This is a genomic window from Chelativorans petroleitrophicus (assembly GCF_025398195.1).
In the GTDB taxonomy this organism is placed as follows: domain Bacteria; phylum Pseudomonadota; class Alphaproteobacteria; order Rhizobiales; family Rhizobiaceae; genus Chelativorans; species Chelativorans petroleitrophicus.
Genome location: NZ_JAODNV010000052.1, coordinates 1 through 1602 on the forward strand (window position 1 = coordinate 1; position 1602 = coordinate 1602).

Below are 1602 nucleotides of genomic sequence, written 5' to 3' on the forward strand. Positions count from 1 at the left end.
AACTTGTTCGTCGTCTTGCTCATGATGCTCCATCCTACTCAGGAGTTGGAGCCTCCGGCAAACCCGGCGCGGTTCAGACTTCGATCTGGTTCCGACCTGCTCGATCCTTTCTCACGCCAGCCGCTGACTTCTTCAGCCGCTTGAGATGTCACCCGCCTAAAGCCGTCGCTTGTTTGACGCCTCTCTTCTTATGCCGCCTAGACCGCCCGCTTCATCGGCCTCTTCTTCCGCTTGGGCTGTTGGGAAATGTCCGACGTCTCGGCGCTCCTCCACGCTGCTTCCCAGGCCGCACGCAGCCGCTGCAACCGCGTCCCCCTCCTCTCCCCAATGCACACGCCGTCCGCGATGTAACGCTTTTCCAGAGCTTTGAATCGACCGTCAGGTGCCTCGAATCGCTGGCAGAGATTCGGGTTCTGAATCGGATTAACGTAAATTGTCTCAATGCATATCGGTTTGAGATGACGTGCGGGCACGTCACCTCACATTGCCTGCACGGCGTCGTCGTGCTCGCTTGTTCAGTAGATGGCTGTCGCACTGCAACGCCCGTCCGGAGCGTTGAATCGCGTGCCTCGAGAGCTGAATCGCTGGCACGCAGTCCCTGAATCGAATTCCCCGGCTCCTGAATCGCCTGCCTCCGATTCTGAATCGACATGAAGAGGAGAAGCGTTGGCTGTCGCATCAGCCAAGCCGACCTTTATCGTTACAACTGTCGCCCCACCTACATTGACCAACCCTCCGATAACTCACCGCCCGCCGCGATGCTGCGCCGAGGCAGCTACGGCTGCTTCGGGCAGGCCGATGCAATGCGGCGTCGGCGTCTCCTTGTTCTCGCGCAGTGCCGTCTCCTTCAGTGCGATCGCCCTCCTTCCCCATCCGGATGCGGGTGAGATGAAGCGGAAGGTCCAGTGTCGGAAGAAGCAGAGGGAGCAGGCGAAGACGACGGCGCCGGGTTTCCGAGACGGTACCAGCGCGACAGGGTCCGCGCCCATTTCCCGTCCGAGGACATCAGCCAGAGATCCGAGGTGACGATCAGCCTGCCCGTTCCGGTGAGCCTCGGATGGCCGCTGCAGGACCCCACGAGACAGGATGCGGGTCGCTCGGAGCGGGACCAGTTGTCAAGGAATGGGGGAGATTTCCCCGCAAGCTCCTCCACCGGAATGCCTTCCCGGATCCGGTGCATGTCCGAGACGATATTGGAAAGCCGCTCGAGCTCCAGGTCGAAGACCTCGCTCTGCTTGCGGGAATGAGGTTCGAACATCACCATCTGACGTCTCCTGTAGTCTCCCGTATCTGCCAGGTTGCGGATGAGCGGAATGAGAGGGGCGGTCTGCGGCCGGCGCGTAGCGCGAGAAGGTGTCGACCACCGTCAGCACCCGTATCTTGCGGCCGGTGGCGAGTTGGTCGTGCACGAAGTCCATGGCCCAGACATCGTTCGGGCCGACAGCCTCAGCACGGTCCTCGCGCAGCTTCGCCTTCACCGCCGCTTCGGCGTCCTGTTTCTCAGCTGCATGCCCAACTCCTTGTAGAGCCTGTAGGTCTTCTTCCGATTGATGGCCCAGCCCTCCCGCCGCAGCAGGACATGCACGCGCCGGTAGCCGAAGC

The 1602-nt window shown here is 61.5% G+C and carries 1 protein-coding gene and 1 pseudogene; both read right to left on the minus strand.

The genetic code is table 11. The features are described from left to right. Window positions 1-743: 743 nt before the first annotated feature. Complete coding sequence (locus NYR54_RS19075; RefSeq protein ID WP_261517280.1) at window positions 744-989, minus strand: hypothetical protein; 246 nt, start codon at window positions 987-989, stop codon at window positions 744-746. Between the two features lie 336 nt (window positions 990-1325). Next, a pseudogene (locus NYR54_RS19080) lies at window positions 1326-1602 on the minus strand (IS3 family transposase); the annotation flags it as partial.